Genomic DNA, 24,166 nt, shown 5'->3' on the forward strand with positions numbered 1-24,166 from the left:
CGGTCGAAAGGAACAGCCGTGGACGAGGTGGAGGTCGAACGGGTGCTGCGCATCATCGAACTCGTCCCCCGCGGTCGGGTCGTCAGCTACGGCGTCGTCGGCGCCGTGGCCTCCTGCTCTCCACGGTACGTGGGACGGGTGATGCGCGAATTCGGCTCCAATGTGACCTGGTGGCGGGTGGTCAATGCCGCAGGGGTCCTGCCGCCGCCGCTGCTGGCCCGAGCGCTCCCGCACTGGCGGGAGGAGGTCACCCCGCACACGGCGGAGAAGGCCGAGCGGAGCGCCTTCCTCACGGTCGGAGAACTCGAAGGACTCTGGCAGGAACACGGCGTGGATCCCGCCGCGCAGCCCCGAGTCGAACGGTTAGACTGACTGGGAAGTCAGACGGAAAGCGAGGGTCGATTGTCACGCGAGAGGGCAGGCGATATCACTTTCGCCGAAAACTACAACGGCCCTGACCCGCTTCTCGACGCCGCCAGGACCCTGTCCCACGAGTTCGGGTTGAGCCCCGTCTCACAGACCACCTCATCGACTCTGACGCTGCTGGCCCGCCTGCTCGGACCCGTCGCGGCCGTCGAGGTCGGTACCGGCGCCGGAACCTCGACCCTGGCCCTGCTCCGGGGCATGCCGAGGGCGGGAATACTCACCTCCATCGACACGAACACCACCGCGCAGAGTGCTGCCCGAGACCTCATCGAGATGGCCGGGATCCGCTCGGGACGGCTGCGACTGATGAGCGGCCGCGCCGAGGACGTTCTGCTGCGACTGGCGCCGAGTGCCTATGACATGGTGTTCATCGACTCGGAGCCGACGAACGTCGAGCGGATGATCGAGCCTGCGCTGCGGCTGCTCGATGACAACGGACTCCTCGTCATCCACCAGACCCTCCTCGGCGGCGCAGTGGCCGATCCGGTCGATCGCACTCCGCGGACCCGCGCCGCGCGCAATCTGCTCAATAGGCTGACGAAGCAGGACAGCCTCGACCATGTCCTCCTGCCGGTCGGACAGGGACTGCTCATGCTGCAGAAGACCGCCGGCTGACGACGAACTGCGGCTGCCTCATGCCGACGAAATCCGTGAATGCGAAGAGCAGCAGAGGCTGAAATGCCTCTGCTGCTCTTCGCCGCTGTGCTGCGACCGGATCAGCGCTGTACCACAGCGCATTGCCGCTTCAGTGCTGAGTTCTCAGATGCCCAGTGTCTCTGCGAGGGTGTCGTGCAGAGCGGTGGCCTCATCGGCGCTGAGTTCGATCACCAGTCGTCCTCCACCCTCGACAGGAAGCCGCATCACCATGCCTCGGCCTTCTTTGGTCACTTCCAGAGGTCCATCGCCGGTGCGGGGTTTCTGGGCTGCCATGTGGGACATCCTTCCGTTGATCACGCCACGTCGGCGCATGGGGAACGCGCCGACAGTCTTGGTTCGATTATTCCACGATCCACACAGTGGATGGTAACCAAACCGTAATTTAAGACTCCGAACGGCAAGTGAACTTCGGGCGCGTGAGCAGCAGGTCCACTGCACGACCCCCGCAGCCTACGGCGGCAAGTCGGCCGGTGGGGTGAAGTGCCACAGGTAGCCCACCCAGACGATCTGAAGCAGGATGAACGCGCAGATGACCGCTGCCCGGTACGCGTGAGAGCGCACGACTGCCAGTGTCAGGGCCACCGGGAACAGTGGAAGCAGGAGACGCAGCGTCGACGTCTGCGGCGTGAAGAAGATGAGCAGGTAGATGCCGTAGCCGAGGCAGTAGAGCTGCAGTGTCCTCCCCATCCGCGCCCCGGCCGGGGAGAAGATCAGCGCGAGCATACCGGCGATGACGCCGAAGAGGAGCAGAGGTCCGAAGGGACCGGCGAGTCCGTTCGCCGCGGCCAGCCACTGCACGAGGTACGTCGATCCGCCGCCGTGCCAGGCGGCCTCGGTGTCGGTGTAGGCCGTGAGCGATCCTGTGGCCAACCAGGCGTGGATGGGATGGACGAGTGCGGCGACACAGGACAGCACACCGAGGGTCCACGAGCGGATGACCTCGCCGACGGGATAGGGGTCCTCCCTGCGCCGGAGGAAGCGGTCGATGAGGTGGAAGAGAAGGAAGAACGAGAAGGCCACACCCACGGGCCGGGAGAGATCCATGAGGAACACGACGGGGATGGCCATGAGATACCGGCGCTCGACGATCAGGAAGAGGGCCATCGCCTGAAGCAGCAGCGTCAGGGCTTCGGCATATCCTGTGGAGAACACGGCTGCCGGTGGGAAGAACATGACGAAGGCCAGAGCGGTCAGGGCCTGCGCCTTGTCGACATAGCGGCGGAAGAGCGCGAGGAGGACGATCGAGGCGAGACCGGCCGCGATCGTCGAGACGATCGGTGAGACGGTGTCGTAATCGGCGCCGGTCAGCGTAGAGATGTCACCGACGACAGCGGGGTGCAGCGGATAGAACGCCCATTGGTTCTCCGCCACGGTGCCGGCCTCGGTGACGGGCAGCGAGCTCGGGTACCCCTCCTCGGCGACGCGCTGATACCAGGCGCTGTCCCAGAAGTTGAGGAAGTCGCCGAGCGTCGTCTCCACCGGGCTCGAGCTCCAGCTCGCCGGATCCTGCCGCTGAACGACCCCGGCGAAGATCGCCACGCTCACGATCCGCGAGGCGACGTAGACGCTCAGCGCCTGCACCCACAGCGGCAGGGTGAGGAACAGGACGCCGAGGCGCCTGAAACGTGAGGAGTCGAAGACTTCGGGGACGAGAGTGGTTCCTGGCAGGTCGCGTGCGTGGCTCATCGTTCGGCAGCAGCGGTTCCGGGCTCAGTCGCACTCGTGCCCGGTTCGGAGGCGATGGGGCGCGCCGCTTCGCCAACGGCGGGACGGGCTTCGAGCTCCTGGAGGCGGATGCGCAGGGAGTCCAGCACTTGGTCGACCTCCTCCATCCGGTATCCGCGCAGGGCGGGACGGAATGTGACCCGCTGCAGGTCCAGGGAGGTGAAGTCGGGCGGCAGGACGTCTCGTCGCTGCTCGGTCTCCTCGGCGGCATCGGAGGAGAAGAGGTTGAAGGACGCAGCAAGCACGATCACAAGCACGAACATCGCAGCGGCCACCCCGAGCACGATCCAGAAAGGCATGGGACCATGGTCTCACACCACTTCAGCGCAGTCCCCGGACGGTGTGTCGCGGCGGCTGCTCACCGGTGATGGCCAGCGCCACCGCGATCGCGTCCGCGGTCGCCCTCACATCATGGGTGCGGATCATCGCTGCGCCTCTCTCGACAGCCAGAGCGGTCGCGGCAATGGTTCCGGACAGCCGGTCGGCGGGCGCGACGTGGCCGACGGCCTCACCGACGAAGTCCTTCCTCGAGATCGCCAGCAGCACGGGGAACCCGGTGGCGGCGAATCGGTCGAGTTCGCGCAGCAGCCGCAGGGACTGATACGTGTTCTTTCCGAAGTCAGGAGTCGGATCGATGATCACCTTCTGCGCCGGCACGCCCGCGATCAGGGCGGCGTCCGCCAGCCGCTGCACACCTGCGAGCGTCCGGTCGACGACCTCGCCGGAATGGAGACCGTAGCGGTTGCGGTGGGCATCCGTGCGCGGAGACAGTCCTCCGGTGTGCGAGCAGACCAGCCCGACCCCGTGGTCCGCGGCGACGCGGGCGAGATCCGGATCGGCGCCGGCCCAGGTGTCGTTGAGCAGTCCGGCGCCGGCCGCGCAGGCTGCCTCGGCGACCTCATGCCGCCAGGTGTCGACGCTGATGAGGAGCTCAGGGTGGCTCCGGGCGACGGCCTCGACGACCGGGCAGACTCGGTCGATCTCCTCGGTGACGGTGATCTCCCGGCCCCGCCCCGCTCTCACTCCCCCGATGTCGACGACCGCGGCGCCGTCGGCCACGGCTGCGTCGACCCCGGCGATCGCCTCGCCGAGGGTGGCCGCCGATTCGAAGAAGGAGTCGGTGGTGCGATTGATCACCGCCATGATCACAGGGGAGCCTGCCCGTGCCCCGGCCAGGGCACGGGGATGGGCGTCGAGCGCGGCGACGTCCTTCACGCGCCGGCGCCCTGGGGTCCAGTGCCGATGGTCTCCACGACCTCGTCGATGTCGTCGGTGAGGGTGAAGAGGTCGAGGTCGGCCGGCGAGATGGTGCCTGTCGTCTGCGGCGCCGAGGCGAGCCAGTCGATCAGGCCCTGCCAGTACGCGGTGCCGCAGAGCACGATCGGGAAGGAGGTGACCTTGCCCGTCTGGACCATGGTGAGGGCTTCGAAGAGCTCGTCGAGGGTGCCGAACCCGCCCGGCATGACGACGAAGCCCCGGGAGTACTTGAGGAACATCGTCTTCCGGACGAAGAAGTAGCGGAAGTTCACCCCCAGTTCGACATGGTCGTTGAGCCCCGATTCGAACGGCAGCTCGATCCCCAGGCCGATGGACACTCCCCCGCCCTCTCGCGCGCCGAGGTTGCCCGCCTCCATCGTCCCGGGACCCCCGCCGGTGATGATCGAGTAGCCGTCGGCTGCCAGCCGCCGGGCGATCTCCCGAGTGTCCTGGTAGACCTGAGTGTCGGGGCGCAGGCGGGCGGAGCCGAAGATCGACACGGCCGGACCCACCTCGGCCAGCGAACCGAATCCCTCGACGAATTCGGCCTGGATCCGCATCACCCGCCACGGGTCCTGGCTCGCCCACAGGGCTCCCTCCGGCGAGTCGAGGAGGCGCTGATCAGCCGTCGTGGCCGGCACCTGAGCACCGCGCAGACGCAGCGGACCTTTGCTGTAGAACTTGTCGTGGTCCTCGCCGGGAGTCCCCGGAGTGGCCTTGATCATGGCCGACTCCCCTCCTCGAGATACGCGAGAAGCGCCTGGGCCGCCTGGTCGACCTCCGCGACGCGCACGTGCTCGTCCGATTTGTGCGCATAGAGCGGGTTGCCGGGGCCGAAGTTCACGGCCGGGACGCCGAGTGCGCTGAAGCGGGAGACGTCGGTCCACCCGAGCTTGGGTGCGGGTTCCAGGCCCAGGGTGTCGATGAAGTCCCGCGCGATCTGCCGGTCGAGGCCGGGCCTGGCCCCTTCGGCGGCGTCGGTGACGACGAGGTCGAAGCCGGTGAAGAAGTCCCGCAGGAACTCTTCGGCCTCGGCGGTTGACCGATTCGGGGCGAAGCGGTAGTTGACGCTGATCACGCATTCGTCCGGGACGACATTGCCGGCGATACCGCCACGGATGTTCACGGCCGACAGGGATTCGCGGTAGTCGAGGCCGTCGACGGTCACGGTCCGGGATTCGTATTCGGCCAGGCGGGTGAGCACCTCGGCGGCGGCATGGATCGCATTGACCCCCATGAATGCCCGGGCGGAATGGGCCCGGACCCCGGCGGTCGTGACGTCGACCCGGATCGTGCCGTTGCAGCCGCCCTCGACGGAGGCGTTCGAAGGCTCTCCGAGGATGGCGAAGTCGCCCTCGAGCCATTCGGGGTGGTTGCGGGAGACGCGTCCCAGTCCGTTGCGGGCCGCGTCGACCTCCTCGTTGTCGTAGAAGACCCAGCTGATGTCGTACTTCGGACTCCGCAGGGCCGCGGCCGTGACCAGCGCCATCGCCACTCCGGCCTTCATGTCGCAGGCGCCACGGCCCCACACGACCTCGTCGTCGGGGTACTCCGCCCCACGCAGGACCAGGCGATGCGGGGGAAGATTGTCCTCGACGGGAACCGTGTCCAGGTGGCCGGCGACGACGATCCGCGCGGGACGGGAGAGCCGGGTGCGGGCGACGATCGTGTCTCCATCGCGGAGGATCTCCAGGTCCGGGCCGTCGCCCGCGCCGATGCGAGCCAGCACCTCGGCGACGGCATCGGCGATCGCGGCTTCGTTGCCGGAGACCGATTCGATGGCGCACAGCCGGGCCGTCAGCTCCCCCGGATCATCGATCGCCTCGAAGAGGTATGCTCCCAGCTCAGCGGCGGGGACGAGGGCCTCGGCAGGGGACGTTGCCGTTCCGGTCTCACCAGTTGGATCCACAGTCATACGGCTTAGCCTAGTACTGCCGCCACAGTCTAGGCTTGAGGCATGACACAACGCATTGTTTCCGCGCGTGGACTGGCCACGCAGCACAACGACTCCGTCCTCGCCGTCTGGTACCCGACCCTGAGCACGGGCGAGACCCATGCCGACGCCGAGGCGGCCGCCTCCGTCCATGCCGACGCCGACGGACTCGACGCCCTCGCCGGCTCCGATGACGCCCGGGGAACCGAAGCGCAAGTCGTGACGACGACGATCGACCTCGACGAGGCGCCCGCCTCGGCGGCGGATGCCTACCTTCGTCTGCACGCTCTCTCCCACCGGGTGGTCACCCCCAACGACGTCAATCTCGACGGGATCTTCGGCCACCTCGCGAACGTCGTGTGGACCTCGGCCGGCGCCTGCTCCCCTGAAGGATTCGAAGCCACCCGCGCCAAGCTCATGGCCCGCGGCGCCGTGGCCGTGTACGGGGTCGACAAGTTCCCCCGCCTCACCGACTTCGTCATCCCCTCGGGCGTGCGCATCGCTGACGCCGACCGCGTCCGCCTCGGCGCCCACCTGGCTCCCGGCACCACCGTCATGCATGAAGGGTTCGTCAACTTCAACGCAGGGACGCTCGGCGCCGCCATGGTCGAGGGCCGCGTCTCGCAGGGAGTCGTCGTCGGCGACGGTTCCGACATCGGCGGCGGCGCCTCGATCATGGGCACCTTGTCCGGTGGCGGCACCCACCGCATCTCGATCGGCTCGGGCAGCCTGCTGGGCGCGAACTCCGGCATCGGCATCTCGATCGGCGATGACTGCATCGTCGAAGCGGGACTCTACGTCACCGCAGGCACCCGTGTGAGCGTTCCCAGCGAAGAGGGCAAGGTCGTCAAGGCCGCCGAGCTCAGCGGTCAGAACAACATCCTGTTCCGCCGCAACTCGGTCTCCGGTGCGGTCGAAGCGATCGCCCGCGACTCGAAGGGCATCAGCCTCAACCCCGACCTGCACTGAGTTCGGGCAGCGGCTGAGCCTGCACTGAATTCGGGCAGCGGTGCAGAGAAGTGAATCCGGCAACAACAAGTTCCTGCCGGATTCACTTCTCCGCACCATTGACAGCCTGACGGTCGGCCCTCGACGCGCGGATTGGTTCGGGTGAGCTGCTCACACAGTCCTGCCTGATACCAGTAGCGCCACTTCACCCCGTTGCACGGGAGTGAAGTGGCGCTATCGGTGAGGCGAGTTGTTCCGGCGGGGTGTCACAATGCAGAGGTGCGCGGTGACAGCCGCGGGGCGCGGCGGCCGCACGGACCGACCTCCAGGCACCGCGGGACCGGCCTCCCGGCCGCACGGGCCTCAGCGCGAGCTCATGTCCTTATAGTCGCGCGAGTGGGCGCCGGTGTAGATCTGGCGCGGACGACCGATCTTCGTCTCCGGGTCCTTGATCATCTCACGCCACTGCGCGATCCAGCCGGGCAGGCGCCCGACCGCGAAGAGGACCGTGAACATGTTGGTCGGGAAACCGAGCGCCTTGTAGATGAGACCGGTGTAGAAGTCGACGTTCGGGTAGAGCTTGCGCTCGACGAAGTAGTCGTCGGCCAGCGCGATCTCCTCGAGCTGCTGAGCGAGTTCGAGCAGCGGATCGCCGCCCGAGCGGGCGAGCACCTCGTCGGCAGTCTTCTTGATGATCTTCGCGCGCGGGTCGTAGTTCTTGTACACGCGGTGTCCGAAGCCCATCAGACGCACGCCGTCTTCCTTGTTCTTCACCCGCTCCATGAACTTCTTCGGGCCGTCGTCGGAGGCCGCGATCTTCTGCAGCATCTCGAGCACGGCCGAGTTCGCCCCGCCGTGCAGCGGACCGGCGAGTGCGTTGACGCCGGCGGAGATCGACTGGAACAGATTCGCCTGCGAGGAGCCGACGAGGCGCACCGTCGACGTCGAGCAGTTCTGCTCGTGATCGGCGTGGAGGATGAACAACTGGTCCATTGCCTTGACCGCCAGCGGATCCGGCTCGTAGGGCTCGCTGGGCACCCCGAAGTTCACCCGCAGGAAGTTCTCGACCAGACTCAGCGAGTTGTCCGGGTGGATGACGGGCAGGCCCATGTTCTTCCTGTGGGCAAGCGCCGCGATGGTCGGCATCTTCGCCAGCAGGCGGAACGACGAGGTCTCGATCTGGCCTTCGTCAAAGACATCGAGGTCACCTTGGTAGAAAGTCGACAAAGCCGCGACCGCAGCTGCCACCATGGGCATCGGATGTGCATCGTAGGGGAACGCGCGGAAGAAGCGGCGCAGGTCCTCGTGGACGATCGTGTGTCCGCGCAGACGGGCGTCGAAGGCGTCGTACTGCTCCTGTGTCGGCAGTTCACCGTGGATGAGGAGGTAGCAGACTTCGACGAAGTTCGACTGTTCCGCAAGCTGCTCGATCGGGTATCCGCGGTACTGGAGCACTCCGGCGTCGCCGTCGATGTAGGTGATGGCCGAGGAGGTCGATGCCGTGTTGGCGAACCCTGGGTCATAGGTGACGGCGCCGGTGTCGCTCAGCAGGCTGCTGATGCGATATCCGTTGTTGCCCGCGGACGATGACACCTCGGGCAGTGTCAGCTCGGTGTCAGCGATCCTGAGGTTCGCTTCCGTTGGCATGTGATCTCCTCACCGTAGAGCCACCCCAAGAACTTCCTGGGGCGCAGTGCACAATTCCCTCAAAGACTACCGACTGCGCGAGGAAATCGAAAAATCATCCGACCCCTCGGATACTGGCCGGTAACCCGATTGATCATGGACGATACGGGGAATTCTGCGTCTCACCAATGGGAAGACGCTGGTGCTGAGGCTCTCAGAGATCGTTGAGCCGGCGCCCAGGCCACGCCGGGCGCCGGCTCAGACTGCGGCCGCGTCGAGGCGGTCGGCGGCTGCTGCGATCCGCTCATCGGCAGCCGTCAGAGCCACCCGGACATGCCCCGCCGCAGCCTCGCCGTAGAACCCGCCGGGGCCGGCGACGATTCCGAGATCCGCAAGCCTGGACAACGAACTCCAGCAGTCCTCGTCGGCACTGGACCACAGATACAGTCCCGCCGTCGAATGATCGATACGGAATCCGTAGTTCTCCAGGGCCGGTCGCAGCCGGTCGCGGCGGACCCGATAGCGCTCCTTCTGGGCGAGGACGTGAGCCGTGTCCCGCAGACCTGCGATCATCGCGGACTGGACGGGGAAGGGCACGATCATCCCGGCATGCTTGCGCGTGCGGGTGAGGTCGGCGATGAGGGCGGCGTCACCGGCGACGAAGGCAGCCCGGTAACCGGCGAGGTTCGACTGCTTCGACATCGAGTACACGCTGAGCACACCGGAATGGTCCGAACCGGTGACCGCCAGCACCGATGGTGCGGGTTCGTCGGCCTCCCAGTTGAGCAGGCCGTAGCACTCGTCGGAGGCGAGCACGACCCCGGCCGCGCGGGCCCGGCGGACCACCTCGGCGAGGGTGTCCCGGTCGAGAACCTCACCGGTCGGATTGCCGGGAGTGTTGATCCACAGCAGGCCGATGCCGTCGAGAGAAGCGCCGGCGAGGATCTCGGCGGCGTCGAGGCGACGGCATTCGACGCCGGCGATCGTGGCCCCCATCTCATAGGTGGGGTAGGCGGCGTGCGGGCACGCCACGGCCAGTCCCGCCTGTCGCAGGCCCAGCAGGGTGGGCAGCCAGGCGACGAGCTCCTTCGAACCGATCGTGGGCAGCACCTCGGCGTGGGGATCGACCTGCACACCGTGCCAGTGCTCGTACCACCAGGCGATGGACTCCCTGAGCTCGGGCGTCCCGGCGGTCGTCGGGTAGCCATGGGCGTCGCCGGCGGCGGAGAGGGCGTGCTGGATCACCTGCGGAGTCGGGTCGACGGGCGTGCCGATCGAGAGATCGCAGACGCCGCCGGGATGCTCCGCCGCGCGCCGGCGATACCGGGTGAGCTGATCCCAGGGGTAGTCGGGCAGGTCGAGGCCGAATCGAGCTGACATGCCTCAGTCGTTCTGCTGCGGCGGCAGGGCTGCGATGATCGGGTGGTCCTTCCCGGTGTTGCCGAGCTTGGCGGCGCCGCCCGGAGAGCCGAGGTCGTCGAAGAACTCGACGTTGGCCTTGTAGTACTCCGACCATTCCTCGGGGACATCGTCCTCGTAGTAGATGGCCTCGACCGGGCACACGGGTTCGCAGGCGCCGCAGTCGACGCATTCGTCCGGGTGGATGTAGAGGCTGCGCTCACCCTCGTAGATGCAGTCGACGGGGCATTCGTCGACGCAGGCCTTGTCTTTGAGATCGACGCAGGGCTGGGCAATGATGTACGTCACTGGTAGGCCTCCTCGGGCACACACGGACACTGGGCGTATGAATCCAACAATACGCCTTCGGCCTCGCCAGATGTCCACACACGGGCAGTGATCCGCGTTGCATCAGTGGCTGTCCTACAGTTGGAGGGAACACCGGGCGCCCCTTTCCATGGTCCCCGGCGCGAAGAGACATCGAGTGGAGGACGAAGAGTGGACGAACTGCAGCCGGGGCGCAGAGTGGTCGTGCGGTATGCGCTGGAACCGGGCGAGACCCACAGCTCGACCGATGCGCTCGGCGTCGTGGGCGCCGTCGACGAGGTCAGTGTCGAGATCGAGACGAAGCGCGGACCCGTGAGCATCCCCCGGGCACAGATCCTCCTCGTCCATGAGGTCCCTCCGGCGCCGACGAGGCCCGGACGAACCCACGAGATCGTCTCCGCCGTGGACCTCCGGCGGATATCCGCCGCCGCCTGGCTGCCCAGCGACATCTCCTGGTTGCACGCGGAGAATCTGCGCAATGAGAGCCGGGACACCGACGACGATCTCGGCCTGCTCCAGAAGGGCTGGCTGCTGCGCAGCTCGACCTCGGCGACGAGGCGGGCCAACAGCGCCCTGCCGGTGACCGAGACCGGCATGGGCTGGGAGCGGAGCCTCGACGCGGTCGAGGCCTGGTATGCCTCGCGGCAGAAGCCGGCCCGGGTCCAGATCTACTCCGCCGACGACTCGAACGACCTCGCCGAGCCCTGCGCGGGCCTGGCCCCGCTGCTGTCCTCGCGCGGGTACACGCCCTCGGAGGCCACGTTCCTGTTCACCGGCGCCACCGCCGAGGCGGCCGGCAGGGTGACGAGCCCCAGTGAGGCGGCTCTGCCGGGACTGTCGATCGTCGTCACCGAGGCGCCGACCGAGGTCCACTATGCGGCGTGGACGAGTGAGCGGGACGAGGGCGACGAGTTCTCCGCCCTGATCGAAGCGTCCGATCCCTGCCAGTTCGTCACCGCCTGGGCCGAGCATCCCGACGGGAGCCGGTCGATGGTCGCGACCTGCCGCGTCGTCGAGCGCAGCAAATGGGGCGTGATCACGAATCTCGTCACGCGCCCTGATCTGCGCCGCCGCGGGGCAGGACGGTCCGTGGCGGTCGCCGCCAGCGCGCTGCTGGCCCAGCGGGGGGTGCGCTCCTACCTGGCCGACGTCGAGTCGACGAACGATGCCTCGTTGGCACTCTTCGCCTCTCTCGGGGCGAAGGTCAGGCACCGGTACTGGTACGCGACCCTGGGCTGAGCCGTGCCACGCTGAGCCGAGCCTGGTTGAGCGCAGTTGAGCCGAGCCGCTACTTGCACTCGACCTTGTTGACCGGGCGATAGACGGTGACGAACGAGTCCTTCGTCACCTTCCCCGTGGCGATCTCCTTCATGGTCCGGGTGATCTTGATCGACCAGCCCTGCTTCGGCGACTGCGGAGTGCACTTGTCCCCGGATTCGGTGACCGTGGCGGGAGAGGTGTAGTTGTAGCGCCCGGAAGCGTCGGCCTCGACTTCGTACTTCTTCACCCCGAAGACCTTCGCATGCACCTTGCCGCCGGACAGGTGCATGTCGAGCACGACCGGGGACTTCGTGGTGTTCGTGAACTTGAGGTCGATGGACGACCAGTCGAGCGTCGTCTCGCGGCCTTCGGGATAGCGTGAGATGTAGCGCGAGTGGGCGCGGTGCTCGTCGAGTTCGAAGCCGGCGAAGAACGCTGCGTTGAACAGGGTGGTCGAGACCTGGGAGACTCCCCCGCCGAAGTCCTCTTTCATCTGCCCCTCCGAGATCACTCCGGCCGGCTTGTAGCCGTTGGCGGCGGTGCGCTGGCCGAGAGCCTCGTTGAGGGAGAACTGCTCGCCCGGCTGGATCACGGTGCCGGACACCTTCGCCGAGGCGACTCTCAGGTTGTTGTCGCGGTTGGGTGAGGATTCGTACGAGGTGGAGAACTCGGACACGGTGTCCGAGAGGTCGGCTTTCTTCGCCTCCTCCGTGGTGAACTCCGGTTCGACGGTCTGCAGGCTCACTTCGGCCTCGTCGGTCTCGCCCTTGATGGCGTCGAGGACTGCCTGGGAGAGGTCCTTGCCCTTGATCCCGATCCCGGTCTTGGCCGGCACGACCTCGGGTTTGCCGTCGACGATTCTGAAGGTCGCGTCCTCGGCCGGTCGCCCGATCTCCTTGTTGTCGGCGAGGACCTCCTTGCGCAGCGCCTTCTCGTCGAAGGCGGGCACGAGCTTCGAATCCTTGGCCTCGAAGCCCAGAGTCTTGGCGACGACGTCCGGCTTGATGCTGAGATCGCCGGCCTTGACGTCGGAGTCGGCATCCGCACCCGGTTTCGCATGGACGGTCAGGGTGCGGCTGACCGCTTCCTTGGCGAAGCCGTCGACGACCTCTTTCGCCTCGGCGGTGGTGATGTCGGGTTCGATCTCGGTGGCGTCGACGGAGATCGGCCCGTCGCTGCGCAGCCAGTTGTCGGCGACCGCGCTGCGCAGCTGCTTGTCATCGACCTTCTGACCGGTCACGGCGTCCTTCAGCTTCGGCGTCGTCTTGTCGTAGCTGACTTCCGCATTCACGGGTTCGACCTCGAGAGCCTGTGTCACCTTCGGAGCCTCGTCCGCGAACTTCTCGTCGTCGAACCTGATCACGGGGGCGACCTCGTCGTCGCCGAAGAGCCGGTCGGTGATGACGGCAGGATTGAGGGTGAAGCCGGTGACCTGGTCGATGGTGGCGTCGACATCGACGCCGACGCCCGCCTTCTCGGGTGAGAGCGTCGCTGTGGCCTCGCCGGAGGCGAGTTCGATGTCCTGCTGTGATTTCTCGGCGAGGGCGGTCTCGAGCGAGGATTCTGCGTCGGCGGCGCTCTTGCCGCCGACGTCGACGCCTGCGACCGTGGTCCCGGGAGCGACGACGCGTCCGCTGAAGATTCCCAGCCCCAAGTAGAGCAGGCCGAGACCGAGGGCTGCGAACAGGATGATCGCCCACAGCTTCCTGCGGGGATCGGCGGAGGGGGTGTCAGACGAAGCGTGTTTCGACATCATTCTCCATCGGCGGCGAGTTGAGCCACCAGTCTAGCGGGGCGCCTGAGTGCGCGGCACCCTGATGAATGCGAAGACAGCGGCCAGCAGCATCGGCCCGAGCAGCCAGCCGGCCGAGCGCAGGGTGCCGGTGAGGACGATGTCGGAACCGGGCAGCAGCTGAGGCTGCCCGAGGAGGTAGGAGATGATCGCGATGACGAACGCCGCCGCGAGCATCGGGCCGGAGCTGCGGTACAGCGTCTTCAGGTGCCACAGACCGCACGCGGCCAGCAGCAGGGCGAGTCCGAGCCCCCAGGGCAGGATGATCGGCATCCCGCCGAGGTGGATGACCGTGACGTTGAGGTGCTGCAGTCCTCCGAGCACGCCGATGAGCAGGGCCAGCAGGGCGGCATGGACGTAGGCGAAGACGCCGGGCTTCCTCGGCCCACGTCGGCGTCGGCGCAGTCCCGAGTCCGCAGCGACACTGTGCGCAGCGGACCCCTGCGCGGTGGTCTCCTGCCCTGCCATCGGCAACTCTGAATTCTGCGCCTCCACCTCGGCGAGGTCGAGGCCGGTGAGGATGTGCGGAGCATAGCCGGTCATGGTCATCGGCGCGGCCGACGCGATGGTCTCCCCCGCGCCGATCGTGTAGTACTCGTGGTCGACGATCTTCGTGCCGACATCGTTCGACAACGCGAAGAATCCGCCGGAGACCGTGACCTGGGTGCGGTGAGCGGCCAGAGCGGCTGCCTTGGCGGGCAACTGCGCCGAGATGTCCTCAGCGATGACGATCTCGCCCTCGGGCGCCTTGGTCGGGATCGTCGTCGCCGCGGCGAACCCCGTCTCGGCGAACCCGGGTTGCAACGGATCGAACATCTCCTCGGCCACCTCGGCGGGGACCTCGACGAAGAGCAGGCGCCCGGTCCGCCACCGGGCGGCATCGACCGCGGCGACGGTGGCCTCGTGCACGCGCACATGGTCGGGATGGCCGTACCCGCCGTTGGCGGAGTAGGTGACGACAGCATGCGGGCGGACGTCGTCGATCACCTCGGCGATGGCCGCGGCCACCGTCGAGAGCTCGGCCGAGCACAGGGAGTCCGCTGGGCGGGTCGATGCCGCGACGGCGTGGCCGTCGGGTCCCCATTCCATCCCCGAGTCCTCGAAGATCCGGTCGCTGCCGCCGAGGAACCGGTGATCGCTCACGCCCAGGGCCGCCATCGCCTCGGCGATCTCAGTCTCCCGGACCTGCGCGAGCCCGGCCCGATCGCCTTCGAGGTGGGCGAGTGCGGGAGGGATCACCTCACCGCCCTCGCCCCTCGTCGCGGTCACGACCGTAACGTGCGCCCCCTCGGCCACCAGGGTCGCGATCGTGCCTCCCGTCGTGATCGTCTCATCGTCGGGATGAGCGTGCACGAAGAGGATGCGTGGTCTCGGCGTCATCGTGTGACCTGAGCTCAGGCGTTCTGCCGGCGCATCTTGGAGTAGAGCTTCGCGCGCTCCTTCTGGTCGAGTTCGACCTTGCGGATGCGCACGGTGGCCGGGGTGACCTCGACGCATTCGTCCTCGCGGGCGAATTCGAGGCTCTCCTCCAGAGTCAGCCTGCGCGGCGGGGTGAGGTTCTCGAAGGAGTCCGCCGAGGCCGAACGCATGTTCGTCAGCTTCTTCTCCTTCGTGATGTTGACGTCCATGTCGTCGGCGCGCGAGTTCTCGCCCACGATCTGGCCCTCGTAGACCTCGGAGGTCGGTTCGACGAAGAACGTGCCGCGGTCCTGCAGGTTGATCAGCGCGTACGGGGTGACGGTGCCAGCGCGGTCGGCCACGAGCGAACCGTTGATCCGGAACTCGATGTGACCGGTCCAGGGACCGTAACCGGCGGAGATCGAGTTCGCGATGCCCGTGCCGCGCGTCTCGGTGAGGAACCGGGTGCGGAAGCCGATGAGGCCACGGGCGGGGACGGTGAATTCCATCCGGACCCAGCCGGTGCCGTGGTTCGTCATGGTCGACATGACGCCCTTGCGGCTGGCCATCAGCTGCGTGACGGCGCCGAGGTGCTCCTCGGGCACGTCGATCGTCAGGTGCTCGAGCGGTTCGTAGGTCTTGCCGTCGATCTGCTTGGTCACGACCTGCGGCTTGCCGACGGTGAGCTCGAAGCCCTCGCGGCGCATCTGCTCGACGAGGATGGCCAGGGCGAGTTCGCCACGACCCTGGACCTCCCAGGCGTCAGGACGCTCGGTGGGCAGGACCTTGAGCGAGACGTTGCCGACGAGCTCGGCGTCGAGGCGGTCCTTGACCTGGCGAGCGGTGACCTTGGTGCCCTTCTCGCGGCCGGCCAGCGGCGAGGTGTTGATGCCGATGGTCATCGAGATCGCCGGATCGTCGATGACGATGGCCGGCATCGGCTTCGGGTTGTCGAGATCGGTCAGGGTGTCGCCGATCATGATGTCGGGGATTCCGGCGACGGCGACGATGTCACCGGCGGAGGCCTCGGTGGCGGGGACCCGGTCGAGTCCCTGGGTCTCGAGCAGCTCGGTGATCTTCACGGAGCTGATGTCGTCTCCGCGGGCCCACGCGACCTGCTGGCCCTTGCGAAGGGTGCCACCGAAGATGCGCAGCAGCGCCAGACGACCGAGGAACGGCGAGGCGTCGAGGTTGGTCACGTGCGCCTGCAGGATCCCGTCAGCGTTGATCTCGGGAGCCGGGATCGTCTCGAGGATCGTCTTGAACAGCGGCTCGAGGTCCGGGTTCGCGGGAACTTCGCCGTCGGCCGGCTGCTCGAGTGAGGCAGCGCCGACCTTCGCGGCGGCGAAGACCGTGGGAACGTCGAGCACGGCGTCGACGTCGAGGTCGGGAACCTCGTCGGCGAGGTCGGAGGCGAGTCCGAGGAGCAGGTCCTGGGACTCTTCGACGACGCCGTCGATGCGAGCGTCAGCGCGGTCGGTCTTGTTGATGACGAGGATGACGGGAAGCTTCGCGGCGAGAGCCTTGCGGAGGACGAAGCGCGTCTGCGGCAGCGGTCCCTCCGAGGCGTCGACGAGGAGGACGACTCCGTCGACCATGGACAGTCCGCGTTCGACCTCGCCGCCGAAGTCGGCGTGACCTGGGGTGTCGATGACGTTGATGACGATGGGTTCGCCTTCGGCCGAGGGGCCGTTGTAGAGCACCGAGGTGTTCTTGGCGAGGATGGTGATGCCCTTTTCACGTTCCAGGTCACCGGAATCCATGACGCGTTCTGCAAAATCACCGTGTTCGCTGAAAACACCGGTCTGCCTCAGCATGGCGTCCACGAGAGTGGTCTTGCCATGGTCAACGTGGGCGACGATTGCTACGTTGCGGCGGTTTGCCCGTCGCGTGATGGCTTCAGTCATCAATTACCTTAGGAGTTGGAGAGAGTGGTCCGCTGCGGACCCAACAGACTATTATACGGCCCCGCACGCCCTCCGCGCTCAATGTGACTTGCCTCACGGGCGGACGAATGCCGAATCGGTGGTCACAGAAGCGAGGTTCAATCCCGGCCGAGCGGGATTTCCCTCAGGTCTGTGACCACCGAATCGTGGCGCCAGGCGTTCGCGGTCAGGCGCGTGCGGCCAGGCCCGTGCGGTCAGGCGCTCGCGGTCAGGCGTTCGCGGTCGCGGCGAGGACCGCGTCCCTGGCCTCACGGCGCTTGCGCTGCTCCCGGGGGTCGGGCACCGGCACTGCCGAGAGCAGGCGCTGCGTGTAGGGATGCACCGGATTGCCGACGACCTGTGAGCTCTTGCCGATCTCGACGAGGTAGCCGTGGCGCATCACGGCGATCCGGGAGGCGATGCGCTCGACCACCGCCAGATCGTGGCTGATGAACAGGGAAGCGAACCCGTATTCGATCTGCAGCGCCTGGAACAGGTCGAGCACCTTCGCCTGGACGGAGACGTCGAGGGCCGAGGTCGGCTCGTCGGCGATGAGCAGCTTCGGCCTCAGCGTCAGGGCCCGGGCGATGCCGATCCGCTGCCGCTGCCCGCCCGAGAGCTCGTGCGGGTAGCGGTTGCGCATCGAGGTCGGCAGTTCGACCGCTTTGAGGAGGTCCTCGACCCGTTTGCTCAGCGCCGGCCCCTTCATCCCCTCGTGGAGATAGAGGGGCTCTCCGATCGACTCCCCCACCGGCAGCCTGGGATTGAGCGAGGACCCGGGATCCTGGAACACGATCCCGACCTCTTTGCGCAGCGGACGCAGCTGCCGACTGCTCAGGCCCGTGATGCTCGTGCCGTTGACGACCATGTCGCCCTCAACGGTGGGCAGGAGACCGAGAGCGGCGCGACCGATCGTCGTCTTGCCGGATCCCGACTCCCCCACCAGTCCCACGACCTCGCCGGGGGCGACCATGAGATTGATGTGGTGAGCGGCGCGGAACGCCTTCTTCCGCCCGGTCGCCGGGTACTCGATCGCGGCATCCCGCAGCTGCAGGGCAGAGGGTTGGGAGAAGTCGGCCTGCGAGCCGGGATGGTAGTACGTCTCGGTCGACTCCATCGCGATGACGGGGGTCTCCACCTTGGCCGCTTCGGCGGCGTCCGCCCGGGCTGCGGCCTCCGCCGCTCCCTTCCGCGCCGCCTCCGCGGCCTGTGCTTTCGCCTCGGCCCCGGAGCGGTCGCCCGGCTCCTCGTCCGAGTGCTCGACCGCCTCGGCGAAGGCCTGCGAGTGCTCGAGGTCGGACAGGTGCGCGCCGAACGCCTCGCCCTCGATCTCCGTGCCCAGGTGAGGCACGGCTTCGAGCAGCTGCTTCGTGTACGGATGCTGAGGATCGTAGAAGATCTCATCGGCGGTTCCGGACTCGACGACTCGTCCCGACCGCATCACGATGATGCGGTCGGCCATGTCGGCGACGACACCCATGTCGTGGGTGATGAGGATGATGCCGGCGTCGACCTTCGACTTCAGCTCCCGCATCAGCTTGAGGATCTCCGCCTGGACGGTGACGTCGAGCGCCGTCGTCGGCTCGTCGGCGATGAGCAGCTTCGGCTGGCAGGCCAGCGCCTGCGCGATCATGATGCGCTGGCGCTGTCCGCCCGAGAGCTGGTGCGGGAACGAGTGGAAGCGTTCCTCGGGATCGGGGATCTCGACGAGGCGCATCAGCTCGAGCGCCCGTTCCTTCGCCTCGGTGGGTCCGATGTCCAGGTGCACGCGCAGGGTCTCCACGATCTGGAATCCGGCGGTGTAGACGGGGTTGAGCGCGGTCATCGGCTCCTGGAAGATCACCGAGATCTCATTGCCGCGGATGCGCTGCATCTTCTCGGCCGGCATCCCGATGAGCTCGGTGCCGCCGAGCTTCGCCGACCCGGTGGCACGCCCGTTGCTCGGCAGGAGGCCGAGCAGCGACATGCTCGACTGCGATTTCCCGGAACCGGATTCGCCGACGATCGCGAGCACCTCGCCGGCGTTGACCTTGTAGTCGAGGCCTTCGGCGGCCATCCACCATTCGTCGTTGACCCAGAACTTCACGCCCAGGTCCCTGACCTCGAGGATCGGCGACTTCGCCGAGGCGGTGGCGGTGGTCGGTGTTGCTTCAGCCATCACTTGGCCCCTTTCTGCGCCATGCGCTCGGCCTTCTTCATCTTCCGCCAGCTCGGGATCGTCTTCATCCGCGGGTCGAACGCGTCACGCAGACCGTCGCCGATGAAGTTGACGCACAGGGCGATGAGGATGATGAAGAGTCCCGGCCACCAGAACAACCACGGCCGGGTGGCGAAGGCGGTCTGGTATTCGCTGATGAGCCGGCCGAGCGAGACGTCGGGCGGCTGGATGCCGAAGCCGAGGTAGCTCAGTGCGGCCTCGAGGACGATCGCCTGGCTCATCAGCAGGGTGGTGTTGACGATGATGACGCCCATCGCGTTGGGCAGCATGTGTTTGAACATGATGCGGAAGTCGCTCGCCCCCGCCACGCGGGCGGAATCGACGAACTCGCGTTCGCGCAGGGACATGAACTCACCGCGCACGAGTCGAGCCAGGGAGGTCCACAGCACGGCCCCGAGAACGACGCCGAGCATGGCTCCGGAGGTTCCCGAGACCAGCTTGCCGAGGATCGCTCCGACGACGATGGTCGGCAGGATGATGACCCCGTCGGTGACGCGCATGAGGACCGAATCGATCCACCCCCGGTAATAGCCGGCCAGCGCCCCGACGATCGTGCCGATCACCAGCGAGACCGCGCCGATGATGAGCATCACCATGATGGAGATCTGCGTGCCCTTCATGACCATGGCGAAGTTGTCGCGACCGATCTCGTCCTGTCCGAAGGGATGCTCTCCGAGAGAGAACGGCTCCGAGAGTGACCAGGTGGGGGCGCCGCCGGGATTGACGACGGGCCCCGAAGAGGTGTGATTGTGGATCCACCATCCGGGGATCGGGCCGATTCCCAGCGCACTGTAGGCGAAGAGGGCGATGAAGGCGAACACGATGACGCCGATCATCGCACCCTTGTGGCGGAGGAACTTGCGCAGCACGATCCTGCCCTGCGACAGGCCCTCGGTCTCCTTGGCCTCGATCCCGTTGTCCTTGACCTCGGCCGGAATGTCCTGGGCCTCGTCGGTCGGAGTCTGGTTGTCGTTGCGAATACTCATGCGTTCACCCGGATTCTCGGGTCGAGGACGGCGTAGAGGAAGTCCGCGACCAGGTTGGCGATGATGGCGAAGATGCCCGTGATGACGATGTAGGCCATGATCGGGTCGATTTCGGAACGGTGCATCGAGTCGATGAAGAGCTTGCCCATGCCGTTCCAGCCGAAGATCGTCTCCGTGATCACGGCCCCGCCGACCATGGTGATGATGTCGACGGGGATGATCGACGCCAGAGGCAGCAGCGCATTGCGCAGGGCGTGGCGCATGACGACGGTGCGCTCGTTGAGGCCCTTGGCCCGGGCAGTGCGGATGTAGTCCTGACCCATCACCTCGAGCATTGACCCACGCGTGTAACGGGTGTAGGAGGCGAAGGAGATGAGGATCAGGGCGATCGAGGGCAGCAGGAGGTGGGTGAACGAATCGAGGTTCGCCATCCAGAAATCTCCCGCGACGTTCGGCGCGGACGCGCCGATCGTCGCGATCGGACGGTTGTTGATCGCCGGATGCGCCGAGTACCGGCCCCACTCCTGCAGCACCCTGTCCGCGAAGATGAGGACGGCGATGACGAGGACGGTGAAGAACGTGGTCCGGGCGGTGTCCCAGGGATCCGGGCCCTTGAAGGCAAGCCCCACGCCGACCGCGATGACGATCGCGACGACCAGGAGGCCGACCATCCACAGCCAGTTCATCTCCTGGTAGTAGAAGAGGTACTGCAGCGGCATGTAGAGCAGCGCTCCGATCCCGGCCACCGTCAGGGTCGCGTAGAGGACCCTCTTGTTCCGCAGCCCTGTCGAGAGGAAGGTCATGACGATGGCCGTGCCGGCGCCGATGAGGACGACGCCGACGATCCCGATCCGCGGCTGCTGCAGCCAGCCGCTGGCGAGGATGTAGTAGATCGTGACGAAGGTGATCAGGGTGGCCGCGGCGAAGGTGATGAGCCGCCGATTCCGACTGCCCCCGAGCGCCCCCATCCAGAACAGGCCCATGGCCAGGCAGACGGCGATGATCGGCAGCCAGGTCTCGATCTGCGGATCGCTGAGGAAGTTGTTGATCTCGATCGCTCCCCACTGCTTGAGCAGCACGGCCACCCAGAAGACCGGCAGGGAGTAGAGGAGGAACGAGACGAAGGTGATGAAGTAGTCAAAGCCCGAGTACTGGCGGATGGCGGAGATCATTCCGACGGCCACGCCGAGGACGATGGCGATGATGGTGGCGGCGGAGATGAGCTTGATCGTGTTGACGATCGCACCCTGCAGCTGGGAGGTGACTTCCTGTCCACTCTTCCACGCGATGCCGAGGTCGCATTGGCCGATCGCGCAGCCGCCGACTCCGGCCAGCCACTTGAAGTAGCGGACGACCGCGGGGGTGTCGAGGTCGAGCAGACGCCGCCTGGATTCGTAGAGCGACTCGATGTTGGGCGAGGTGCTCGAGCGGAGATCCCAGAAGAAGTCGAGAGCCGCGTTGAGCAGGAGATAGAGGACGAACGTCACGACGAGCAGCACTAGCACGGTCGAGAGCAGCCTCTTGAGGATGAATTTCAGCATGGAACGTCCGTTTCAGTATTCCGTGAAACGCCACTGTGGGGACCACGAAGTGATCCCCACAGTGGCTGGGGTGGAAAGGAACTGACCACTCAGAGGCGGATCAGTTGACTTCCCACTCCCAGTAGTTCCAGAAGATGGTCGGCGACACGGTGGTCGACTTGGCATTCTTCAACTTTTCGTTGTAGACGAGCAGCTCCGGGAACTGGAAGATCGGCGCTCCGAAGGCATCCTCAGTCAGCTGCGCCTCCAGTTCGGTGACGAGCTTCTCCTGCTCGGGTTCCGGAGCGACGAGGATCTCATCGAGGATCTTGTCGGTCTCGGGGTTCGAGTAGCCGCCGTAGTTGTTCTGCGCACCCGTGCGGTAGTTCGCGTCGGAGTCCGTGATTCCCGTCGACTCGGACTGCCACCCGAAGAGGGAGACGTCGTAGGTCTTGTCACCGAGGCGGGTGCCCCAGTTGACATCACCGACGTCTTCGATCGTGAAGCCTGCCTTCTCCGCTGATTCCTTGATCAGCTGGAATTCCTGCTGCCGGCGGGCGTTCGTGTTGTCGTACATGATGCGCACGGGCTTGATCTCACCGCCGACCTCCTCGAGCAGCTTCTTGGCGCCCTCGGTGTCGACCTTCTCGAGCTCCTTGAGTCCGTTGCCCGCGGTGATCGCGTCGTACATCGGGGAGCCCGGCACCTGGGTGAAGGAGTCGCGGACGACAGCCTCGGGGTTGAGCGGTTTGATGATCTTGTCGACGATGTCAGCCCTGGGCACTGTCTTGAGGAAGGCCTGCCGCACCTTCTTGGCCTTCTCCTCATCCCCGCCATATGCCTTCGGGTCGAAGGGGCCGTTGTTGTTGAAGGTGAAGTCGACGTGTTCGTATGTGGCGCCGTCGGCAGATTCCACTTTGATACCGTCGAGTCCTTCAGCGGCTTCAAGGACGTCGGCAGTGGCCTGTGGCTGGGTGAAGTCGACCTCGCCGTTCTCGATCGCCTGCACCATCGCCATGGGATCGCCGTTGTAACGCACGGTGACGGTGTTGACCTTCGGCTTCGTGGGTCCCGAGTAGTTCTCGTCAACCTGGAGGGTGACGTACTGGCCCTCCTTGAAGTCGGTCATCTTGTACGGCCCAGAATGAACAAGCAGATCGGGATCCTCGGGCATCGAGGTGAAGTCGAAACCGGTGTTCCAGGTGTTCGAGATCTTCGAGAGGGCCTTCTTGTCGTTCTTCTCGATGGCGTCGAGGATGGCCTTCTTGCCCTCGGCCGGATCGTCGATTCCCAAGGCCTTCTTCGCCACGATGTGCGCAGGAAGGCCGATGCCATCGGCACCCAGGCCGAATTCCTTGTCCCAGTCCGCGAAGGGCTTGGTGTAGGTGAACGTGAGCTCCTTGCCGTCCGCGGAGAGCTCAGGGAAGTCCTTGATCAGCGACGATCCGACGGTTGAGGCATCGAAATAGACGGTGTTCTCGTCATTCTCCTTCACCGTCCCGTCGTCATTGTTGTTCTCCTCAACGGTGTTGAAATTCGTCGACTTCCCGGCCCAGGTCAACGCAAGATCTGCGGCGTCCACAGGGGTTCCGTCGGACCACTTCGCCGTGTCATTGAACGTGTACTTGACCTTGAGCGGATCGTCGGAGACCTTCTCCACCGCGCCGAGGTTGCCGTCCTGAATTTCAAGGCTGTCGTCGTAGTATCCGAAGTTGTCATTCATCATGTAGGTGAGAATGGCGTTGGCCACGGCGTTGCCGTTGGCGGTCAGCGTATTCATCGACCGGAATGATTCGTTCCACCCGATGTTGAGGATCTGGTTCTCCGCGGACTGCTCGTCATTGCCGCCGCCGGGAGGGGTGCAGGCGGTGAGCACCATTGCTGCTGCGGCAACTGAGGCCCCGGCTGCGAGGAAGCGCTTCTTCACGTTCTCTCCTTGTATTCGTCTGGAGTTCTCCGCGTTCAACTGTGAAGCGCGGAGTGGCCACGGGGTGTGTGACCTGGTTCATGTTCACACATGGAATGCCTCCAAGTTACTTCACAGAAAGCTGTGACCTAGTCCACATACTGAGCTATTCAGACGATTGTTACTTTGTTGTGACCAAGGAGGTGTGTGCGAATTTCCCATCTCTGAGTGTGAATTGCGTCATTTTGCTGAGTAGGATGGCCCGGGTGATGACCAACCGCGACCCCAATGCCGAGCAGGACGTGTCACCTGTCGTGACTCTGAGGACGACGGGTTCCACGGTGCTCTTCTTCACCATCTCCGCGATCTGCGCTCTCGGGGTCGGATCGATCGTCGCCGGTGACTTCACTTTTCGCGGTCTGGTGGTTGCCGGCGTCCCAGTTGCCGTCTTCATGATCGTCTTCGCGCTCTACCGCTTCCCCCGTGTGGAGCTGCGGCACCAGGAGCTTGCGTTGATCAATCCCCTGCAGTCCATCGTCATCCCGTGGAACCTCATCGACGGCTTCGACACTCACTTCGGCCTGAATGTTCGCACCCCTGAGGCCAGTTACTCGTCATGGCCGCTGGCCGGTCGAGGCAAGAAGATGGAGAAGGACGAACATGGAATCCGTCGGCTCATCGAGAACCCGAACCCGTCCGTCGACGCCGTGCTCGATCACTTCGCCGGACTCGGCGACGACGAACTGGCCAATCCGCGGGGCCTGCGCACAGTCACCACCACCTGGAACGTCGGCCTCATCGCCGCCGTCATCGGCACCCTCATCTGGGCAGTCTTCGGGTTCGCCGCCGTGCCCGGCTGAGATT

21 protein-coding genes are annotated in these 24,166 nt (G+C 66.0%); 5 read left to right on the plus strand and 16 right to left on the minus strand.

The genetic code is table 11. From position 1 onward, the window contains the following. The first annotated feature begins 18 nt into the window (after nucleotides 1-18). Nucleotides 19-372 carry an MGMT family protein gene (locus tag RIT73_RS08655; protein ID WP_309131669.1) on the plus strand — a complete coding sequence of 118 codons (354 nt, stop codon included), beginning with the start codon at nucleotides 19-21 and terminating at the stop codon, nucleotides 370-372. Between the two features lie 30 nt (nucleotides 373-402). Continuing rightward, nucleotides 403-1,041 carry a class I SAM-dependent methyltransferase gene (locus RIT73_RS08660; RefSeq protein ID WP_309131670.1) on the plus strand — a complete coding sequence of 213 codons (639 nt, stop codon included), beginning with the start codon at nucleotides 403-405 and terminating at the stop codon, nucleotides 1,039-1,041. 144 nt (nucleotides 1,042-1,185) lie between these two features. Here RIT73_RS08660 and RIT73_RS08665 read toward each other — a convergent pair whose 3' ends face one another. From RIT73_RS08665 to dapE, 6 genes are all read right to left on the minus strand, one after another. Further along, the gene (locus tag RIT73_RS08665; RefSeq protein ID WP_009375197.1) at nucleotides 1,186-1,356 is read right to left on the minus strand and encodes a DUF3117 domain-containing protein; all 171 of its coding nucleotides are present in this window, start codon (nucleotides 1,354-1,356) and stop codon (nucleotides 1,186-1,188) included. 177 nt (nucleotides 1,357-1,533) lie between these two features. Then, entirely contained in the window at nucleotides 1,534-2,769 is a 1,236-nt protein-coding gene (locus tag RIT73_RS08670) for a hypothetical protein (RefSeq protein WP_309131671.1), read from the minus strand. Continuing rightward, on the minus strand, nucleotides 2,766-3,107 hold the full coding sequence (locus RIT73_RS08675) for a DivIVA domain-containing protein (RefSeq protein ID WP_309131672.1): 342 nt from the start codon (nucleotides 3,105-3,107) through the stop codon (nucleotides 2,766-2,768). The genes RIT73_RS08670 and RIT73_RS08675 overlap by 4 nt, the downstream gene beginning before the upstream one ends. 22 nt (nucleotides 3,108-3,129) lie before the next feature. Further along, nucleotides 3,130-4,023, minus strand: a complete 894-nt coding sequence (folP, locus tag RIT73_RS08680; protein ID WP_309131673.1) for a dihydropteroate synthase — start codon at nucleotides 4,021-4,023, stop codon at nucleotides 3,130-3,132. Next, nucleotides 4,020-4,790, minus strand: coding sequence for a TIGR00730 family Rossman fold protein (locus tag RIT73_RS08685; RefSeq protein ID WP_309131674.1), 771 nt, complete (start codon nucleotides 4,788-4,790; stop codon nucleotides 4,020-4,022). Before RIT73_RS08685 ends, folP begins: the two co-directional genes overlap by 4 nt. Beyond that, nucleotides 4,787-5,980 carry a succinyl-diaminopimelate desuccinylase gene (gene dapE, locus RIT73_RS08690; protein WP_309131675.1) on the minus strand — a complete coding sequence of 398 codons (1,194 nt, stop codon included), beginning with the start codon at nucleotides 5,978-5,980 and terminating at the stop codon, nucleotides 4,787-4,789. The genes RIT73_RS08685 and dapE overlap by 4 nt, the downstream gene beginning before the upstream one ends. Before the next feature lie 42 nt (nucleotides 5,981-6,022). On the opposite strand from dapE, the gene dapD reads away from it, so the two are divergent. Next, nucleotides 6,023-6,967 carry a 2,3,4,5-tetrahydropyridine-2,6-dicarboxylate N-succinyltransferase gene (dapD, locus tag RIT73_RS08695; protein ID WP_309131676.1) on the plus strand — a complete coding sequence of 315 codons (945 nt, stop codon included), beginning with the start codon at nucleotides 6,023-6,025 and terminating at the stop codon, nucleotides 6,965-6,967. Nucleotides 6,968-7,309: 342 nt separating this feature from the next. Here the strand turns inward: dapD and RIT73_RS08700 are convergent, their stop codons facing one another. The 3 genes from RIT73_RS08700 to fdxA form a co-directional block, all read right to left on the minus strand. Continuing rightward, the gene (locus tag RIT73_RS08700) at nucleotides 7,310-8,593 is read right to left on the minus strand and encodes a citrate synthase (RefSeq protein WP_309131677.1); all 1,284 of its coding nucleotides are present in this window, start codon (nucleotides 8,591-8,593) and stop codon (nucleotides 7,310-7,312) included. Between the two features lie 237 nt (nucleotides 8,594-8,830). Continuing rightward, a complete protein-coding gene (gene dapC / locus RIT73_RS08705; protein ID WP_309131678.1) occupies nucleotides 8,831-9,952 on the minus strand; it encodes a succinyldiaminopimelate transaminase in 1,122 nt (373 codons plus the stop codon). A gap of 3 nt (nucleotides 9,953-9,955) precedes the next feature. Further along, on the minus strand, nucleotides 9,956-10,279 hold the full coding sequence (gene fdxA / locus RIT73_RS08710; RefSeq protein WP_113903415.1) for a ferredoxin: 324 nt from the start codon (nucleotides 10,277-10,279) through the stop codon (nucleotides 9,956-9,958). A 189-nt stretch (nucleotides 10,280-10,468) separates the two neighbouring features. Here fdxA and RIT73_RS08715 point away from each other — a divergent pair, with 189 nt between their 5' ends. Continuing rightward, nucleotides 10,469-11,536, plus strand: a complete 1,068-nt coding sequence (locus RIT73_RS08715; protein WP_309131679.1) for a GNAT family N-acetyltransferase — start codon at nucleotides 10,469-10,471, stop codon at nucleotides 11,534-11,536. A gap of 49 nt (nucleotides 11,537-11,585) precedes the next feature. Here the strand turns inward: RIT73_RS08715 and RIT73_RS08720 are convergent, their stop codons facing one another. From RIT73_RS08720 to RIT73_RS08750, 7 genes are all read right to left on the minus strand, one after another. Then, complete coding sequence (locus RIT73_RS08720; RefSeq protein WP_309131680.1) at nucleotides 11,586-13,310, minus strand: VanW family protein; 1,725 nt, start codon at nucleotides 13,308-13,310, stop codon at nucleotides 11,586-11,588. 33 nt (nucleotides 13,311-13,343) lie between these two features. After that, nucleotides 13,344-14,729, minus strand: a complete 1,386-nt coding sequence (mshB, locus tag RIT73_RS08725) for an N-acetyl-1-D-myo-inositol-2-amino-2-deoxy-alpha-D-glucopyranoside deacetylase (protein ID WP_309131681.1) — start codon at nucleotides 14,727-14,729, stop codon at nucleotides 13,344-13,346. Between the two features lie 14 nt (nucleotides 14,730-14,743). Next, the gene (gene typA, locus RIT73_RS08730) at nucleotides 14,744-16,654 is read right to left on the minus strand and encodes a translational GTPase TypA (protein WP_309131682.1); all 1,911 of its coding nucleotides are present in this window, start codon (nucleotides 16,652-16,654) and stop codon (nucleotides 14,744-14,746) included. A gap of 247 nt (nucleotides 16,655-16,901) precedes the next feature. Then, complete coding sequence (locus tag RIT73_RS08735; RefSeq protein WP_309131683.1) at nucleotides 16,902-18,830, minus strand: ABC transporter ATP-binding protein; 1,929 nt, start codon at nucleotides 18,828-18,830, stop codon at nucleotides 16,902-16,904. Next, nucleotides 18,830-19,876 carry an ABC transporter permease gene (locus RIT73_RS08740; protein WP_309131684.1) on the minus strand — a complete coding sequence of 349 codons (1,047 nt, stop codon included), beginning with the start codon at nucleotides 19,874-19,876 and terminating at the stop codon, nucleotides 18,830-18,832. Before RIT73_RS08740 ends, RIT73_RS08735 begins: the two co-directional genes overlap by 1 nt. Beyond that, entirely contained in the window at nucleotides 19,873-21,417 is a 1,545-nt protein-coding gene (locus tag RIT73_RS08745) for an ABC transporter permease (protein WP_309131685.1), read from the minus strand. Before RIT73_RS08745 ends, RIT73_RS08740 begins: the two co-directional genes overlap by 4 nt. A 100-nt stretch (nucleotides 21,418-21,517) precedes the next feature. Then, the gene (locus RIT73_RS08750) at nucleotides 21,518-23,323 is read right to left on the minus strand and encodes an ABC transporter family substrate-binding protein (RefSeq protein ID WP_309131686.1); all 1,806 of its coding nucleotides are present in this window, start codon (nucleotides 23,321-23,323) and stop codon (nucleotides 21,518-21,520) included. 248 nt (nucleotides 23,324-23,571) lie between these two features. Here RIT73_RS08750 and RIT73_RS08755 point away from each other — a divergent pair, with 248 nt between their 5' ends. Next, nucleotides 23,572-24,162: a hypothetical protein gene (locus tag RIT73_RS08755; protein ID WP_309131687.1), complete on the plus strand. Its 591-nt coding sequence runs from the start codon at nucleotides 23,572-23,574 to the stop codon at nucleotides 24,160-24,162. The last annotated feature ends 4 nt before the right edge of the window (nucleotides 24,163-24,166 follow it).

The organism is Brevibacterium sp., from assembly GCF_031179145.1.
Lineage (GTDB): Bacteria > Actinomycetota > Actinomycetes > Actinomycetales > Brevibacteriaceae > Brevibacterium.

What these genes read in the sequence shown, in the direction of transcription:
- RIT73_RS08745 (WP_309131685.1), bottom strand. Translation starts at nt 21,417, where the DNA reads ATGCTGAAATTCATCCTCAAGAGGCTGCTCTCGACCGTGCTAGTGCTG.
- RIT73_RS08685 (WP_309131674.1), bottom strand. Translation starts at nt 4,790, where the DNA reads ATGATCAAGGCCACTCCGGGGACTCCCGGCGAGGACCACGACAAGTTC.
- RIT73_RS08735 (WP_309131683.1), bottom strand. Translation starts at nt 18,830, where the DNA reads ATGGCTGAAGCAACACCGACCACCGCCACCGCCTCGGCGAAGTCGCCG.
- RIT73_RS08665 (WP_009375197.1), bottom strand. Translation starts at nt 1,356, where the DNA reads ATGGCAGCCCAGAAACCCCGCACCGGCGATGGACCTCTGGAAGTGACC.
- dapC (WP_309131678.1), bottom strand. Translation starts at nt 9,952, where the DNA reads ATGTCAGCTCGATTCGGCCTCGACCTGCCCGACTACCCCTGGGATCAG.
- dapE (WP_309131675.1), bottom strand. Translation starts at nt 5,980, where the DNA reads ATGACTGTGGATCCAACTGGTGAGACCGGAACGGCAACGTCCCCTGCC.
- typA (WP_309131682.1), bottom strand. Translation starts at nt 16,654, where the DNA reads ATGACTGAAGCCATCACGCGACGGGCAAACCGCCGCAACGTAGCAATC.
- dapD (WP_309131676.1), top strand. Translation starts at nt 6,023, where the DNA reads ATGACACAACGCATTGTTTCCGCGCGTGGACTGGCCACGCAGCACAAC.
- mshB (WP_309131681.1), bottom strand. Translation starts at nt 14,729, where the DNA reads ATGACGCCGAGACCACGCATCCTCTTCGTGCACGCTCATCCCGACGAT.
- RIT73_RS08740 (WP_309131684.1), bottom strand. Translation starts at nt 19,876, where the DNA reads ATGAGTATTCGCAACGACAACCAGACTCCGACCGACGAGGCCCAGGAC.
- RIT73_RS08675 (WP_309131672.1), bottom strand. Translation starts at nt 3,107, where the DNA reads ATGCCTTTCTGGATCGTGCTCGGGGTGGCCGCTGCGATGTTCGTGCTT.
- RIT73_RS08755 (WP_309131687.1), top strand. Translation starts at nt 23,572, where the DNA reads ATGACCAACCGCGACCCCAATGCCGAGCAGGACGTGTCACCTGTCGTG.
- RIT73_RS08700 (WP_309131677.1), bottom strand. Translation starts at nt 8,593, where the DNA reads ATGCCAACGGAAGCGAACCTCAGGATCGCTGACACCGAGCTGACACTG.
- RIT73_RS08720 (WP_309131680.1), bottom strand. Translation starts at nt 13,310, where the DNA reads ATGTCGAAACACGCTTCGTCTGACACCCCCTCCGCCGATCCCCGCAGG.
- RIT73_RS08670 (WP_309131671.1), bottom strand. Translation starts at nt 2,769, where the DNA reads ATGAGCCACGCACGCGACCTGCCAGGAACCACTCTCGTCCCCGAAGTC.